The 453-nt window shown below is 35.5% G+C and carries 1 protein-coding gene; it reads right to left on the bottom strand.

The genetic code is table 11. The features are described 5' to 3' along the window. Positions 1-219: 219 nt before the first annotated feature. Positions 220-402: a hypothetical protein gene (locus tag A6E04_RS15475; RefSeq protein WP_065611784.1), complete on the bottom strand. Its 183-nt coding sequence runs from the start codon at positions 400-402 to the stop codon at positions 220-222. Between the last annotated feature and the right edge of the window lie 51 nt (positions 403-453).

Here is a 453-nt window from a genome sequence, read left to right on the forward strand (position 1 = left end):
GATGCATTTGTTATATTTTTTTAACTAACAGCTACAGTGGTGCTTTCTGCCTCCGCAATAACCACAAAACTTTTCGTTAGAATTATAACTGGTTGCTCTACGGGCGTACTTAGCATGATTAGGTTTAAACTCTGAACCACACATTCGGCAAAAATTATGCAATTGTTTTTCATAAGATGGGCAACTACTGCAATTATGATTTGAATTCATTATCAGTACTTAATCCTTTGCTTCTGTAAAAGAGTAGTCTACTCCACCATTCCATCTTTCAAGTTCAATACCACAACCATTACAACTAAAACTGCCTTTTTCACGGACAGGTAAATCATACTTCACAACATTATACTTTTTACCACATCCATCACATATTACCTGGTACTTCGTTTTATCCCATGTTGCCATCGTAAGCTCCTTGCTAACCTATTGTAATTTAAAATATAACGCCTGCATAAC

This window comes from Aliivibrio logei (assembly GCF_001691055.1).
GTDB classification, from domain to species: domain Bacteria; phylum Pseudomonadota; class Gammaproteobacteria; order Enterobacterales; family Vibrionaceae; genus Aliivibrio; species Aliivibrio salmonicida.